11 protein-coding genes and 1 pseudogene are annotated in these 13,524 nt (G+C 72.0%); 8 read left to right on the plus strand and 4 right to left on the minus strand.

The genetic code is table 11. The features are described 5' to 3' along the window. Nucleotides 1-28: 28 nt before the first annotated feature. Together ABD481_RS30360 and ABD481_RS30365 are read left to right on the plus strand one after the other, a co-directional pair. The gene (locus tag ABD481_RS30360) at nucleotides 29-1,246 is read left to right on the plus strand and encodes a sensor histidine kinase (RefSeq protein WP_344669223.1); all 1,218 of its coding nucleotides are present in this window, start codon (nucleotides 29-31) and stop codon (nucleotides 1,244-1,246) included. A 58-nt stretch (nucleotides 1,247-1,304) separates the two neighbouring features. Beyond that, nucleotides 1,305-2,003 carry a response regulator transcription factor gene (locus ABD481_RS30365; protein WP_344669224.1) on the plus strand — a complete coding sequence of 233 codons (699 nt, stop codon included), beginning with the start codon at nucleotides 1,305-1,307 and terminating at the stop codon, nucleotides 2,001-2,003. Here ABD481_RS30365 and ABD481_RS30370 read toward each other — a convergent pair. Next, a complete protein-coding gene (locus ABD481_RS30370; RefSeq protein WP_344669225.1) occupies nucleotides 1,982-4,513 on the minus strand; it encodes a right-handed parallel beta-helix repeat-containing protein in 2,532 nt (843 codons plus the stop codon). The two genes, ABD481_RS30365 and ABD481_RS30370, sit on opposite strands and share 22 nt — an antisense overlap. Nucleotides 4,514-4,658: 145 nt before the next feature. Between ABD481_RS30370 and ABD481_RS30375 the strand changes: the two genes are divergently transcribed. Further along, on the plus strand, nucleotides 4,659-6,398 hold the full coding sequence (locus tag ABD481_RS30375; protein WP_344669226.1) for an alpha-galactosidase D: 1,740 nt from the start codon (nucleotides 4,659-4,661) through the stop codon (nucleotides 6,396-6,398). Here ABD481_RS30375 and ABD481_RS30380 read toward each other — a convergent pair. Further along, the gene (locus ABD481_RS30380; protein ID WP_344669227.1) at nucleotides 6,391-6,840 is read right to left on the minus strand and encodes a zinc-binding dehydrogenase; all 450 of its coding nucleotides are present in this window, start codon (nucleotides 6,838-6,840) and stop codon (nucleotides 6,391-6,393) included. The genes ABD481_RS30375 and ABD481_RS30380 overlap by 8 nt on opposite strands. Between ABD481_RS30380 and ABD481_RS30385 the strand changes: the two genes are divergently transcribed. Next, nucleotides 6,830-7,042 carry a YegP family protein gene (locus ABD481_RS30385; protein ID WP_344669228.1) on the plus strand — a complete coding sequence of 71 codons (213 nt, stop codon included), beginning with the start codon at nucleotides 6,830-6,832 and terminating at the stop codon, nucleotides 7,040-7,042. The two genes, ABD481_RS30380 and ABD481_RS30385, sit on opposite strands and share 11 nt — an antisense overlap. A gap of 39 nt (nucleotides 7,043-7,081) precedes the next feature. On the opposite strand, the gene ABD481_RS30390 is transcribed toward ABD481_RS30385, so the two are convergent. Then, nucleotides 7,082-7,456 carry a hypothetical protein gene (locus ABD481_RS30390; RefSeq protein ID WP_344669229.1) on the minus strand — a complete coding sequence of 125 codons (375 nt, stop codon included), beginning with the start codon at nucleotides 7,454-7,456 and terminating at the stop codon, nucleotides 7,082-7,084. A 362-nt stretch (nucleotides 7,457-7,818) separates the two neighbouring features. Between ABD481_RS30390 and ABD481_RS30395 the strand changes: the two genes are divergently transcribed. From ABD481_RS30395 to ABD481_RS30410, 4 genes and pseudogenes are all read left to right on the plus strand, one after another. Next, nucleotides 7,819-9,270 carry an ATP-binding protein gene (locus tag ABD481_RS30395; RefSeq protein ID WP_344669230.1) on the plus strand — a complete coding sequence of 484 codons (1,452 nt, stop codon included), beginning with the start codon at nucleotides 7,819-7,821 and terminating at the stop codon, nucleotides 9,268-9,270. Between the two features lie 26 nt (nucleotides 9,271-9,296). Beyond that, entirely contained in the window at nucleotides 9,297-9,674 is a 378-nt protein-coding gene (locus ABD481_RS30400; RefSeq protein ID WP_425559325.1) for a roadblock/LC7 domain-containing protein, read from the plus strand. A gap of 347 nt (nucleotides 9,675-10,021) precedes the next feature. Next, complete coding sequence (locus ABD481_RS30405) at nucleotides 10,022-10,618, plus strand: DUF742 domain-containing protein (RefSeq protein WP_344669232.1); 597 nt, start codon at nucleotides 10,022-10,024, stop codon at nucleotides 10,616-10,618. Further along, a pseudogene (locus ABD481_RS30410) lies at nucleotides 10,599-11,180 on the plus strand (GTP-binding protein); the annotation flags it as partial. The gene ABD481_RS30405 and the pseudogene ABD481_RS30410, both read left to right, overlap by 20 nt. Before the next feature lie 671 nt (nucleotides 11,181-11,851). Here ABD481_RS30410 and ABD481_RS30415 read toward each other — a convergent pair. Continuing rightward, a partial coding sequence (locus tag ABD481_RS30415; RefSeq protein WP_344669233.1) for a galactose-binding domain-containing protein occupies nucleotides 11,852-13,524 on the minus strand: 1,673 nt, incomplete at its 5' end.

The raw sequence follows: 13,524 nt of genomic DNA on the forward strand, positions 1-13,524 counted from the left end.
GTTGACACCGAACCCTGATACTTGGCCCATGGGGAACCCGGCACCCGTCGCCCGCGACACCGTGTTGTGGAGGCGCTTCGCACCGCGGTACTGGCGCCCGCGCACCATACGTATGCGGATGACGTTGCTCTACACCGCGTTGTTCATGGTCTCCGGGATCCTGCTGCTGACGCTGGTGCTGTTGCTGATGTTCCGCGAGCCGATCCTGGTGACGTTCCAGCCGGACGTGCCGCAGTTCAAACCGGGCCTGGGCCTGGACCCCAAGCAGTTCCCGGTACCGGCGCCGACGCCGGACACCAAGCCGATCGAGGTGTCCCCGACCTGGGAGACGGTGCGCTCGGCGATGTCCCAGTCGGCCGTCATCCTGACGCTGATGGGGGCGGCGTCGGCCGTGCTGGGCTGGGTCATGGCCGGCCGGGCGCTCAGCCCGCTGCGCACCATGGCCGAGCGCACCCGGCAGATCTCCGAGCGGAACCTGCACGAGCGCCTGGCGCTGACCGGGCCGCGCGACGAGCTGACCGAGCTCGCCGACACCGTCGACAGTCTGCTGGCCCGGCTGGAGTCGGCGTTCGAGGCCCAGCGCCGGTTCGTCGCCAACGCCTCCCACGAGCTGCGCACGCCGCTGGCGATGATGCGCACGTCGGTGGACGTCGCGGTCGGCAAACCGGTCCGCCCCGGCGAGGTCGATGTGCTGGCCGGGAAGCTGCGCGAGGGCCTGGACGCCGCCGACCGGCTGCTGGAGGGCCTGCTGCTGCTGGCCCGCGCCCAGAACGAGGGGCGCCAGGAGATCGCCGGGGCGCCGCTGGCGTATCTGGCGATCGCCGCGCTGCAAGCACGGTCGGAGGCGATCGCCGCGAAGAACCTGATGGTGGAGCACCGGCTGGGCACCGAGAGCGATCCGGTGATGGTGTGGGGCAATCCGACGCTGCTGGCCAGCCTGGTCGACAACCTCGTCGACAACGCGGTGCGGCACAACGAGCCGAACGGCTACCTGCGGATCACCGCGCAGCCGCGCGGCCCCTACAACCCGGTCCGGCTCACCGTCGAGAACAGCGGCCCGGTGCTGGGCCAGGACCGGGTCGCCCGGCTCGGCCAGCCGTTCCAGCGCCTCGGCGCCGACCGCACCTCCCGCGAGGGCACGGGATTGGGCCTGTCGATCGTCGCGGCCATCGCCGTCGCGCATCGGGGCAGACTGCTGTTGTACGCGCAGCCCGAGGGCGGCCTGCGCGCGGAGGTGGAGCTGTGAGCGCCAAGGGGGAGCCCTGTGATGGCCGAGGGGGAGCAGTGAGCGCCGAGGGGGAACAGTGAGAGTCCTGGTGGTCGAGGACGTCCGGCGGCTCGCCGACGACATCGCCGAGGGGCTGCGCGACCAGGGCATGGCCGTGGACGTCGCCTACGACGGGCTCACCGCCTCGGAGAAGGCGGCCGGCACCGGCTACGACGTGGTGGTCCTGGACCGGGACCTGCCCGGGCTGTCCGGAGACCTGCTGTGCCGCCAGATCGGCGAGGCGCCGGACCCGGCGATGGTCATCATGCTGACCGCCGCCGGGTCGCCGGGGGAGCGGGTCGCCGGGCTGCGGCTGGGCGCCGACGACTACCTCGCCAAGCCGTTCCACTTCCCGGAGCTGGTGCTGCGGGTGCGGGCGCTGGCCCGGCGGCGGCCGTCGGCCAAACCCAGGGTGCTGCGACACGCCGGGATCGAGCTGGACCCGGCACTGCGCACCGCCAACCGGCTCGGCGCGCCGCTGCGCCTGTCGCCGAAGGAGTTCGAGCTGCTCGCCGCCCTGCTGGAGGCGGCGCCGGTCCCGCTGAGCGCCGAGCAGCTGCTGGAGAAGGTGTGGGACGAGAACGCCGACCCGTTCACCCGCACCGTCTCGGTCACCGTCGGGCGGCTGCGCCGCAAGCTCGGGCCGCCCGAGGTGATCGAGACCGTCAGCGGGGCCGGCTACCGGGTCGTGACGGCCGAGTGCGGGGCCGCCGGTCAGACCACCGCGATGTCGTAGCCGTCGTTGTTCGCGCCGTTCGGGCCGAGCGAGACCGTCCCGGCCGCGAACGCCTTGGCGTAGACCTCGAACGTCCGCGCCGTACCGCTCTCGTCGTCGGTGAGCGTGGTCCCGGTGTCGCTCCACGACGCGTCCATCCACGGCCGCTTCCCGGTGCGGACGTCGACGGCCAGATACACCGTCGCCGCCCGGCTGATGCCGAAGGACACCAGCGGGCTGGCGGTCACCGTCTTGGAGTTGTTCGCCACCCGGACCCAGTCCGCGCCGATGAGGGCGGCGGGCACGGTGGCCAGGGTGTAGCCGCGGTCCCCGTAGATCGGCACGCCGACCTGGAGGTTGGTCTGCAACGACCAGTTGGCGGCGTTCGCCGCGTCGTTCACCACCAGGTTCGACAGCACCAGCCGCGTGACGCCCGGGACCGGCGGCAGCGGCGCCTGCACCCACTGCAACACACCCTGATACGCGGCCTCGATCCCGGCGGCGGCCGTGATGGCGGCCGGAACCCCCGAGGCGCCGGTGATCGTCGTGTTGTTCGCGACCGTGACCCCGCCGCCGGTGGTGTAGCCGGCCGGGTTCTGGAAGTAGTTGTTCTCCACGTCCGTCGGGTCGTAGGTGGTGGTCGCCCCGGGAGCGTAGTCGTTGTGCCGGGACGACCACGCCTGCGCGCTGGTGTTGTTGTAGACGGCGTTGCCCGTGATGGTCTCGAAGGTGCAGCCGTTGTCGGTGTAGATGACGTGGCCGCTGCCGGTCTGGTCGTGGATCAGGTTGCCGGTGACATGCTCGCCGGTGCTCAGCGACGTGCCGGTGATGCCCTGCGTGTAGATCGCGCCGCCGTCGTTCAACAGGCTCATGTGGTCGAAGATCAGGTTGTTCGCGATCGTGTTGGTGCGGGAGAAGTTCGCCTGCGGCGCCTCCTGCTCCTTGTCCGGCCAACCGCCCCAGCCCTGCGAGATCGCCGTGTATGGAGTGTGGTCGATCTGGTTGTGGCTGACCGAGTCGTTCGTGGTGTAGCCGGAGTCGATGCCGATGCCGCCGTGGAACTCGACCGGGACGTCGAACACGTGATTGTCGGTGACCGCGTTGCCAGAGGTCTGCGACGCCCCGGTGGCCGTGGGCAGATCGACGTTGCCGATCTCGATGCCGTTGCCGGAGACGTCGGTGACCACCGAACCCTTCACCACGTCGTTCTGCGAACCGTCGCCGAGCGCCAGGCCCGCGGCGCCGAGATGGACGAAGGCGTCGTTGGTGAACTGGATCTTCTGGTCGTAGGTCAGGGAGACGTTGCCGGGGATCTGCGTCCACGCCCCGTAGGGACACGTGCCGAGCGTGTACGTTGACGGCGGAACGGTGCACAGCCCTTGCGACGCCGCGCCGTTGGCCCCGGTGACCTGGTAGTTCGCCTGGATCTCCGAGAACCCGTCGCTGGTGCCCTGGGTGTGGAACTGCGGACCGAGCCAGGTCGCGTAAGAGAACTGGATCCCGGAGAAGGTCACGTTGTGCAGCGGTGAGGAAGCCGTGCCGCCGCCGGTGACCAGCTTCTCCAGCACCGGTGCCTCGACGTCCGCGGTGGCCAGGTTCTCCCCGGGGCGCGGGACGTAATACAGCTTGCTGTCACCCTGGTCCAGGAACCACTGGCCCGGCGTGCCCGCGCCGAGGAACTGGAAGGCGTTCTCCACGCTCGTCGGCTGCTCGGTGATCGAGCTGCGGCCGACCAGGTTGTAGGCGCGTCCGTCCGGGAAGGAGCCGGCGCGCGCCGTGGAGTTGGTCCAGCACGGCTGGGCCATCGTCACCGCGTCGCCGCTGAACGACGCCACCGGGCAGCGCGGTTCGGTCCAGGCGCCGAGTCCGCCGCGGTAGACGAACTCCAGCTGCGGCTTGGCGCCGCTGGGGTTGCGCCACGCGGCCATCGCGGTGCCGCCGCCGCTGTAGCCGCTGCTGCCTTGGCCGGTGAGGGCGTTCGGCAGGGCGCCGGTGGCTCGTACCGCGCGCACGCCGTCGACGTAGAGCTGCCGGGTCTGCGTTCCCGCCGGGGCCTGCGCGACCCAGATCGGACTGCCCGAGCTCATCGGGTGCCAGCCGGTCAGCTGCGCCGATCCGGCCAGCACCGGGTGCGCGCCGGTGTCGGCGGTCCAGATCACGGTGTGGCCGCCGGTGCCGGAGTCCGCGGCGGTGAGTGTCAGGGGGCTGCTCATCCGGTAGAAGCCGTCCTCCAGCACGACCGTGACGTCCGCGGTCATGTTCTGGTTCAGGGTTCTGACGAGCGCCTGGGCCCGGGCGATCGTCCGGACCGGGGCGGCCTGCGTCCCGGGATCGGCGTCGTTCCCGGTGGGGGAGACGTAGAGGGATCCCGTGACGGCCAGTGCGACCGGGGTGGCCACGGTGGCCGGGGTGTTCGCGGTGTTCGCGGTGGCGCCGTCCGCCCGGCCGGCGGCGGCCAGGCCCGCGGCGCCGAGCAGGGCGGCGCTCGCGACGCCGATGATCAGCCCTCTGATGCGTGTGGTCGGCTTCATGGGGGCGAGTGAAACAAACATCGGAGCACCTGTCCATCAGGCCGGGAGGTTTTTCCGAAACACTCGGAATACTTGCGATCATTCATCCGATGTCTTAGAACCTACGGAAGGGTGTAAAGAAACTTTACTCATTGAGGAGCCGGTGATGGACGAACGTTCGCGAAGATTCGGACCGGGGATGGCGGTCGCCCTCGCCATCGCCCTTGCCGCGCTGGTGCTGCCGCCCTCCGGCGCGGCTCCGGCGCACGCCGAGAACAACGGTGTCGGGCTCGCCCCGGCGCTCGGCTGGTCCAGCTGGAGCTCGGTGCGCAAGAGCCCGACGGCCGCGAAGATCGAGGCCCAGGCCGATGCCATGAAGGCGTCCGGGCTGGCGGCCGCCGGGTTCCAGTACGTCAACGTCGACGACTTCTGGTATCAGTGCCCCGGCAGCCAGGGGCCGAACGTGGACGCCGACGGCCGCTGGGTCACCGACACCGCGAAGTTCCCGGCCGCCGGCGGCAGCGACGGCATCAAGGTCGTCGCCGACCACGTGCACGCCGACGGCCTCCAGTTCGGCCTCTACGTGACGCCCGGCGTCTCCAGCCAGGCCGTGGCCAAGAACTCCGCGATCCTCGGCACGCCCTACCACGTCCAGGACATCGCGACCACGACCGCCGAGAAGAACTACAACTGCAAGGGCATGGTCGGGATCGACTACACCAAGCCCGGCGCCCAGGAGTTCGTGAACTCCTGGGCCGACGAGTTCGCGTCCTGGGGCGTGGACTACGTGAAGATCGACGGCGTCGGCACCTCGGACGTCGCCGACGTCCAGGCCTGGTCCAAGGCCCTGCAGCAGACCGGCCGCCCGATCCACCTGGAGCTGTCCAACAACCTGGCGGTCGGCAGCGCGGCGACCTGGAAGCAGTACTCGAACGGCTGGCGCACCGGCGGCGACATCGAGTGCTACAGCAGCTGCACCACGGCCGGCACGCTCACCGACTGGACGCACGTCCAGAGCCGCTTCGGCCAGGTCGCCACCTGGCAGCCCTACGGCGGGCCGGGGGCCTTCAACGACTACGACTCGCTGGAGATCGGCAACGGCTCGGCCACCGGCCTCACCGACGCCGAACAGCAGTCCCAGATGAGCCTGTGGGCGCTGGCCGCCAGCCCCCTGATCCTCGGCACCGACCTGACCGCCCTGAACACGACCGAGCTCGGCTACCTGAAGAACGCCCGGGTACTGGCCGTGGACCAGGACGGCATCGACGCCTCACGCATCGTCAACAGCGGCAACCAGCAGGTCTACAGCAAGACCGAGAAGGACGGCAGCGTCGTCATCGGCTTGTTCAACTACTCCGGCACCGGCTCGACCACCGTGAGCGTCGCGCTGTCCGCGGCCGGAATCACCGGCGGTGCCACCGCCACCGACCTGTGGAGCGGGGCCTCGCTGGGGACGATCAGCGGTACCTACAGCGTCACCCTGGGCGCGGGCGCGGTGAAGCTGATCAGGGCCGTACCCGCCGGCGGCGCGGTGCGGGTCGAGGCCGAGGCCGCCGGGAACACCATTGCCGGCGCGGCGCGCGTGGCCACCTGCTCCGCCTGCTCCGGCGGCCACAAAGTCGGCTACATCGGCAACGGCGCCGCCAACTCGGTGACGATCAACGGGGTCACCGAGCCGTCCGCCGGCAACCACACGCTCACCTTCACCTATCTGCTCAACGGCAGCCGGACCTTCTACATCAGTGTCAACGGCGGCCCGGACATCGTGGAGAACCTGACCGGCACCAGCTTCTCGACGCCGGTGAACGCCAGCGTCACGGTCGCCCTCGCCGCCGGGTCGAACACGATCACGTTCCACAACGACACGGCCTACGCGCCGGACCTGGACGTGGTCACGATCAGCTGAGCGCGGGCTTCAGCACGACCGCGCCTGTCGTGCGCCGGTCGGCCGGCTCGGTGTGCGCCTCGGCGGCGTTCTCCAAGGAGAAGGCCGCGTGCAGCACCGGGGTGAGCCGACCGGTCGCGAGCTCGGCCGGCGCGCGCTCGACGTCCGTGCGCTCGACGTCCGTGCGCTGTTCGGCCTCGGGCTTGGCGAAGTCGGGCACTGTATAGAAGGAGTCGGCGTCGACCACCGCCTGCTCGGCATGACCGCCGACCATTCCCGGTGTGGCCGCGACGACGCGGCGGCCGATCGACGGGACGCGGCCGCCGCTGCGGTGATGGTTGCCGCGGCGGGTCCCACGTCCGGACCTGTCCTGGTGCGCGGCCGTCCCGGCGCGCCGAGACTGGGAGCGTCCGGGGCCCGGCGGGGCCCTCGGCTCGGCGAAAGGGCGCGAGATGGCCGGCAAGTTCGAGGTGTACAAGGACAAGGCGGGCAAGTACCGGTTCCGGCTCAAGGCCGGGAACGGGCAGATCATCGCCGTCGGCGAGGCGTACGAGTCCAAGGCGGCGGTGATGAACGGGATCGAGTCGATCCGCGGCAACGCCGCGGCCGCCGCGCTCGTCGACATGTCCGAGGCCGATGCGCCGGCGCCTCCCGCGATGCGGTAGGCGCCGGGCGGGGCGGCCGCGGCCGTGCCGTGGGCGCCGCTACAGCTCGACGTTGTCCGCCAGGGACCGCAGCTGGTGCCGGGACAGGGCGAGGTTCGCCCGGGAGCGGTCCAGCGCCAGATAGATGAACAGGCCGCTGCCCGAACGCGAGGTCAGCGGCCTGATCAGGTGGTACTGGCGACCGAGGGAGATCAGGATGTCCTCGATCGAGTCGTTCATCTTCAGCATGTCCATCGTGCGCATCTTGGCGCGCATCACCTCGGTGTTGCCGGCGGCGGCGACGGTGAGGTCGAGCTCCTTGGTCGAGGAGACCTCCCCGAGGGTCATACCGCTGCTGTAGTCGACCAGGGCGACACCTATCGCGCCCTCCATCGACATGGCTTCCTTCAGCACGGCGTCTACGCTCATTGACATGGTCTGCTCCTTCGCTCGGCCTGACGTGGCGCGGGGACGTTTGCTCGCCGTGGCGCGTCCCGCGGATCGGGTGGTGGCGGCACGCGCGGCGGCCGCCCCGCGGGAGGCCGGGGCGCCTGATTCCGGTTCCCCTCGTCCGGGCTTCTTCCGTTCTGGCACTCTTCACCGCCTTCGTTGCCGAACACCCTGTCGGGGCGCGACCGCCGGACGGGGGCGACTTCGCCGCAGGTCCTCTCGAAGTCCGCCTCGACCTGGCGTTCAGGGTGGCGAACCCTGGCGAGGCGGAGATTCCGGGCCTCGGTCACCGGATTGTGGGATAGGCATGGGGACCATCTCCGCGACCGACCTTGCCGAGGAGGCCAGTGCGTAATCCCCATTCCCACGCCCAGCGGGTCCCGGTGGGCCGGACCGCCAGGGCGGTGACCGCCGCCGCGCTCGCGTCCGCGGCGGTCAGCGCCGCGCTGTGGAGCGCGGGGGCGGAACTACCCGCCCTGCTGTGCGCCGAGGCCGGGCTGCTCGCGGCCGCGGCCGCCTGCCGGGTCCGCCGGTGGCCGGCTGATCGGACCGACCGGGCTGATCGGATCGATCGTGCCGATCGGGCTGATCGGGCTGATCGGATCGACCGGGCTGATCGAAGTGACCGAAGTGATCGAACCGGCCGCGCCGACCGGTTCGACCGGTTCGACCGCGCGGCGGACGGCGGCGCGGCGTCCGTCCCCGCGAAGACCCCCCAGACCGGGTCGGCGCCGCCGCCCGGTCCGGGTCCGGTGCCCGCGCCCGCACCGGACCCGGATTCCGGACGCGCGGCGGCCGCGGCGGCGTTCGTCGGCATCGCCCGCCGCATCCAGGCCACCGTGAACCAGGAGCTGCACGACCTGCGCGCGATGCAGGAGCGGCACGGCGACACCCCCGAGGTGTTCGGCGACCTGCTGCGCCTGGACCACGGCGTGTCGCTGATCGGCCGGCTGGCCGACAGCCTGGCCGTGCTCGGCGGCGCCGACCCCGGCCGGCGCCGGACCCGGCCGGTGGACCTGCTGGACGTGGTGCGCGGCGCGATGTCGCGGATCGTGGAGTACCCGCGGGTCGACGTCGAGGTGCCGGCCGACACCGCGGTCGCGGCCGCCGCCGTCGAGCCGGTGGTGCACGCCCTGGCCGAGCTGCTGGACAACGCCACCCGCTACTCGCCGCCGGACACCCGGGTCCGGGTGTGCGCCGAGTACGCCTCGGCGCCCGGCGGCGACGGGGTGCAGCTGGTGGTCGCCGTCGAGGACGCCGGGGTCGGGCTCAACCCGGCGACTCAGCGCTATGCGACCGGGGCCCTGTCCGGTGCCGAGGCCGAGGCCGACCCGGTCCGGCCCGAGGGCCCGCCCCGGCTCGGCCTGACCGTGATCGGCCGCCTGGCCCGCAGCACCGGCTTCCAGGCCGAGGTGGGCGCCGGCGCCGAGGGCGGCACCCGGGCCGTCCTGCGGCTGCCCGCGGCGCTGGTCACGGTGCCGGAGCGGAGCGGCCTGGGCGGCCGGCCGGGCCATGGCGTACCGGGAGGCGCGGATGCCGCGGGCCGGAGTGGCCCGGCCGGTCCCGGCGCGCCGGGCCGGGGTCCGGCGCCGGCCGGGTCCGCGCGCCCGTCCCCCCGGCCGTCCACCTGGGACCCCGACGCGGTCGGCCCGAGCGGGCTGCCGCAACGGCGGCGGGCCACCGCCGCCCCACCGAACGCGGTCCCGGTGGCCGCCGAGACCGTGACCGACAAGCCCGCGCCCGGCGCGGGGCAGTGGCTGGGCGCCTTCATGGGCGGAAAGGACGGCGGCCGATCGTGACTGCGGACCGGCAGAACCTGGACTGGATGCTCAGGGACCTGATGAAGGGAGTGCCCGAGACCCGGCACATCGTGGTGCTCAGCGCCGACGGCTTCCGGCTGGCCCAGTACGCCACCGACGACGACACCGCCGACCGGCTGGCCGCCGCCTGCTCGGCGCTGCAGAGCCTGTCCTCGGCGGTCGGCGGCGAGTTCGCGGCCGGCGGGGCGATGCGGATGGTCGTCATCGAGTACGCCGCCGGGTTCTTCTACCTGATGGCGGCCGGGCCCGGCGCGTTCCTGGCCACCCTGGCCGACGCCGAGGTCGATCCCGGACTGATGGGGGAGCGGATGCGGGACCTGGTGGGACGCCTCGGCGAGCACCTCGCCGCCTCGGCCCGATCCGGCACGCCGACGCTGCGGTGACCGCTGTGGATCCGGCGCGACACCGCGCGGACGGACGCCAGCATTCCGGGCCCGGGTTCGGGTTCGGCTCCCGCTCCGGTCCTGGTTCCGGCCTCGGCTCTGGTCCTGGTCCTGGTTCCGGTCCTGGTTCCGGCCCGGTCCCGGGTTCCGGCCCGGGCTCCGATTCGGGCCCTGGTTCGAGCTCCGGTCCGAATCCTGGCTCGGGCTATGGCTCTGGCTATGGCCCGGGTCCTGGTTCAAGCTCAGGGTATGGCTCAGGCTATGGTTCGAGCTCTGGTCCAGAACCTGGTTCAAGCTCGGGCTCAGGCCCGGCGCCGGGCTCCGGCCTCGGCCCGGGCTCCGGCCCGGTGTTCCCGGCCGGCGGCGTGCACCGGGCCGGGACCCGGCGGGGATCGCAGGACCCTGGCTCCCTCCCTCCGGGGCTGGGGCAGGCGGTCTTCCAGCCGCCGGTGGTCGCGTCACCGGGGGCCGAGAACCTCCGGTCGCGTCCGGCCGCGCCCCGGCCCACCTCCGATGCCGACGCCGAACCGTTGACCCGGACCTACGTCATCACCCAGGGGCGCAGCGGTTCCGGGCCGCGGCGCCGCTTCGACCTGGTGACGTTGGTGGTGGCGGTCGTCCCGCCGGATGCGGCCGCGGCTCCGCCTTGGCGGGCCGGCAGTCCCGGGTGTCCGCCGGGCGCCTCGCCGGGCTTTCCGGCCGGCCGGGACGCGGTCCCGAGGCCGGCGCTGCTGCCCGAGCATCGGGCGATCCTGGACCTGTGCCGACGGCCGCTGTCGGTCGCGGAGATCGCTGCCCACCTGGCGCTGCCGTTCAGCGCCGCGACGGTCCTGATCGGCGACCTGGTGGACGCCGGCCTGGCCGCCGAACGTCGTCCGGCGCGCGCCGCCTCCGTCGACGCGGCCCTGCTCCAGGAGGTGATCAATGGGCTCCAACGGCTCTGAGCCGCCGGCGCTGGCGACGACGACCGCGGCCGCGCTGAAGGTCGCCGTCGTCGGGCCGGTCGGGGTGGGCAAGACCACGCTGGTCACCTCGGTCAGCGAGATCCGGCCGCTGACCACCGAGGAGTACATGACCGGCGACGCCGACCAGGCCCGCGGCGTCGACAAGGACCACACCACCGTGGCCATGGACTTCGGCCGGATCAGCATCAGCGACCGGCTGGTGCTGTACCTGTTCGGGACCCCGGGCCAGGAGCGCTTCTGGTTCCTGTGGGACGGCCTGGTCAACGGCGCGCTCGGCGCGGTGGTGCTGGTCGACGTGCGCCGGCTGGCCGAGAGCTTCGACGTGCTGGAGCGGCTGGAGAAGCGCGGCGTCGCCTTCATGGTCGCCGCCAACTGCTTCCCCGACGCGCCGGTGTACCCGGTGCCGGAGCTGCGCGCCGCGCTGGACCTGCCGGACGTGGTGCCGATCGTCTACTGCGACGCCCGGGACCGGGACTCGGCGCGCGAGGTGCTGCTGACGCTGGCGCGGTACCTGCTGGTGCTCGCCGAGTCCTCGGAGGCCGGAACCGAGTCCGGAGCCGAGCCCGGAACCGAGCCCGGAGCCGAGGCCGAAACGGAGCCCGAGGGGGAATCCGCCGAAGTCGCCGGAGCCGTCAGCCGCGCGATTGCCGAACCGTTATCGGTTGATTAGCGGAGTCGCAGAATATTGATTTCGGGAGCCGCGGCACGGGCGTCGCGGCCCTGGCTTTCCCGAGCACTCCGGGAGCTCCGCGTCAAAGTCGGCGGGCGAGGCCAGACCCCCTGTACGCCAACGCGTCGGTGGGTTAGCCGGACGTTATCCGTTGATTAGAAGCGTCTTGGAATATCGGATTGGGCCTGCGGCGCGGGGACCGCAGGCCCGGTTCGTTCCAGACGCGAGGAGCAGTGCATGAAAGTCAACAACCGAGACCATTCGGGTCCGGGCGGCGGCGCCGTCGTGATACCGCCGCCCGGGGTCTCGACGACGGAGAAGCAGCAGCGGTCCGGCGCGGCGCGCCAACTACAGTCGGTTTGGATGTGATGGCGTTCATGTGGTCCTCCTCCGACGCGGCCTGAGCCCCGACCGATATCCGACCCGGTCCCGCCGGTCGCCCTGGAGCGACAGCCGGCGGGACTGCCGTCTGCCCTGTCTGCGCCATCTGCCCTGTCTCCGCTGTGTGCGCCGTCTGCGCAGTCCCCGCTATCCCGGCCGTCTCAGCTCGCGTAGACCTCGAACTCCGACACCTGCCCGGCCGGCCACCCGGTGTTGCCGGTGAAGGTCAGCCGCACATAGCGCACGCTCGCCGCCGCGAAGGTGATCGTCGCCGCGTTGCCCGAGGCGGGGTCGAAGACGCGGCCGGCGGAGCCGGACAGCGTCGTCGGCGTCGAGGAGTCCGCGCCGCCGGCGACCGACACCGTCTGCGTCCGCGCGCCCCAGGACGGCGGCAGCTTCAGCACCAGCCGGGACACCGAGGTCGCGGCGCCGAGGTCCACCATCAGCCACTGCGGGAAGGCGTTGTCCGTGCTCTCCCAATAGCTGTTCGCGTCGCCGTCCACGGTGTTCGCCGACACGTAGTTCTGCGTGTGGCCGCTGTCCGACGTCGCCTTGCCGCGCGCCAGGTTGGTGTTCGGAGCCGCGTCCGTGGTCGCCGACACCGACGCCGAGGCCGGCGACAGGTTCCCGGCCGCGTCCGCCGCCACCACGCTGAAGCTGTAGGTGGTCGACGGGTTGAGGCCGCCGAGCGTGGCCGACGTCCCGGTGACCGTGGCGGCGGTCGTGCCGTTCACCCGCACCTGGTAGCCGGTCACGCCGACGTTGTCCGTCGACGCGGTCCACGTCAGCGAGACGCTCGACGAGGTGTGGCCGGACACCGCCAGGTTCGCCGGCGCGGTCGGCGGCTGGGTGTCGCCACCGCCGCCCCCGGTCGGGGCGTACACCTCGAACTCCGACAGCTGCCCGGCCGGCCACCCGGTGTTCGCGGTGAACGTGGCCCGCAGGTACCGCACCGACGCGGCGCTGACCGCGATCGTCACCGCGTTCCCCGACGCCGGGTCGAAGGTGTAGCCCGCCGGACCGGCCAGCGTCGAGAACGTCGAGCCGTCGGTGCTGCCGGCCAGCGTCAGCGTCTGCGTGCGCGCGCCCCAGGACGCCGGGAGCTTCAACACCGCCTTGGCGACGGCGCCCGCCGTGCCGAGGTCGACCTGGAACCACTGCGGGAACGTGTTGTTCGTGCTCTCCCAATAGGTGCTCGCGTTGCCGTCGACCGCGTTCGCCGACACGAAATTCTGCGAGTGCCCGCTGTCCGAGGTCGCCTTCCCCAGCGCCAGGTTGCCGGTGGTCGGCGGCGGGTTCCCGCCGGAGCCGGAAACCGGCTGTGTGGGCCTGGTCGCGGTCACGGCGATCTGGCCCTTGAGCATCCGGCCGCCGTCGTTGGTCAGGCGCAGGTAGTAGTCCGAGGAGCAGGCGGTCCCGTCCTCGTCGAGAGCCAGCAGCCCGGCGCCGACCGGCGACATCGAGGCGTTCTCGGCGGTCTTGGCGATCTGGTTGCCCTCGCCGTACTCGTCGAACATGGAGATGTAGACGCTCTGCACTCCGGCGCGGGCCATGTTGTAGAACTGGCGCCACATGAAGTCGCCATGGGCGCGCTGCCGTCCGGAGACGTCGCCGGGCAGCACGCAGGGCTGGTAGTCGACGCCGTTGGCGGTGCAGTCCGCCAGGTCCGGCACGGTCAGGCTGGTGTAGGCGTTGTCGGAGTCGCCCGCGTTGCCGATGGCGCCGACCATCCAGGGGGAGAGCATGTTGAAGGCGTGGTAGACGCTGAGGTATCCGGGGCGTGAGCCGCCGACGCCGGTGCGCCATTCGCGGGGTACGCCGCCGATGACGTAGC

The organism is Catenulispora yoronensis (assembly GCF_039531695.1).
Taxonomy (GTDB): Bacteria; Actinomycetota; Actinomycetes; order Streptomycetales; family Catenulisporaceae; genus Catenulispora; species Catenulispora yoronensis.

Coding starts and splice junctions, on each gene's coding strand:
- ABD481_RS30360 (WP_344669223.1), top strand. CDS start 29: ATGGGGAACCCGGCACCCGTCGCCCGCGACACCGTGTTGTGGAGGCGC.
- ABD481_RS30370 (WP_344669225.1), bottom strand. CDS start 4,513: ATGAAGCCGACCACACGCATCAGAGGGCTGATCATCGGCGTCGCGAGC.
- ABD481_RS30375 (WP_344669226.1), top strand. CDS start 4,659: ATGGACGAACGTTCGCGAAGATTCGGACCGGGGATGGCGGTCGCCCTC.
- ABD481_RS30385 (WP_344669228.1), top strand. CDS start 6,830: ATGGCCGGCAAGTTCGAGGTGTACAAGGACAAGGCGGGCAAGTACCGG.
- ABD481_RS30390 (WP_344669229.1), bottom strand. CDS start 7,456: ATGTCAATGAGCGTAGACGCCGTGCTGAAGGAAGCCATGTCGATGGAG.
- ABD481_RS30400 (WP_425559325.1), top strand. CDS start 9,297: ATGCTCAGGGACCTGATGAAGGGAGTGCCCGAGACCCGGCACATCGTG.